Origin of the sequence: Vibrio sinaloensis DSM 21326 (genome assembly GCF_000189275.1) — a bacterium.
In the GTDB taxonomy this organism is placed as follows: Bacteria; Pseudomonadota; Gammaproteobacteria; order Enterobacterales; family Vibrionaceae; genus Vibrio; species Vibrio sinaloensis.
This window is the reverse complement of sequence record NZ_AEVT01000111.1, coordinates 1-848: the sequence shown is the minus strand read 5'-3', so window position 1 is coordinate 848 and position 848 is coordinate 1. Positions and strand designations below refer to the sequence as shown.

The 848-nt window shown below is 55.4% G+C and carries 1 pseudogene; it reads left to right on the top strand.

Annotated features, from left to right (window positions below):
• Positions 1 to 121 precede the first annotated feature (121 nt).
• Positions 122 to 848: pseudogene (ghxP, locus tag RH45_RS20455) on the top strand (guanine/hypoxanthine transporter GhxP); the annotation flags it as partial.

Here is an 848-nt window from a genome sequence, read left to right as displayed (position 1 = left end):
CGTTTGCTTTTTTGCGGCGCCCCGGTTGTCGTAAATGTAGCACAAGGAGATAACGTTGCGCTGTTAGTGGATTACCTCCCACGTATACCGACGAATAATAAATTCTCAGGGGATGTTTTCTATGTCTACGCCTTCAGCGCGTACCGGCGGTTCACTCGACGCCTGGTTTAAAATTCACAACGCGGGAGCACCGTTCGCCAGGAAGTCGTTGCTGGCTTAACCACGTTTCTTGCGATGGTTTACTCCGCCATCGTGGTGCCAGGGATGCTGGGTAAAGCCGGGTTCCCGCCTGCTGCCGTCTTTGTAGCGACCTGCCTGGTCGCAGGCGTCGGCTCTATCGTTATGGGGCTTTGGGCGAATCTGCCGCTGGCTATCGGTTGCGCTATCTCGTTGACAGCGTTTACCGCGTTTAGCCTGGTCCTGGGGCAGCATATTAGCGTCCCGGTCGCGCTTGGCGCCGTATTCCTGATGGGCGTACTGTTTACCGTTATCTCCGCCACCGGCATTCGTAGCTGGATTTTGCGTAACTTGCCACAGGGCGTGGCCCACGGAACCGGTATCGGTATTGGCCTGTTTTTGTTGCTGATTGCCGCCAACGGCGTCGGCCTGGTCATTAAAAACCCGCTGGATGGCCTGCCGGTCGCGCTGGGCGACTTCGACACCTTCCCGGTGATTATGTCGCTTGTGGGGCTGGCTGTTATTCTCGGTCTGGAAAAGCTGAAAGTCCCCGGCGGCATTCTGTTGACCATTATTGGCATTTCTATTGTGGGTTTGCTCTTCGATCCTAACGTCCATTTTTCCGGCATTTTCGCCATGCCTTCGTTGAGCGATGAAAACGGCAACTCGCT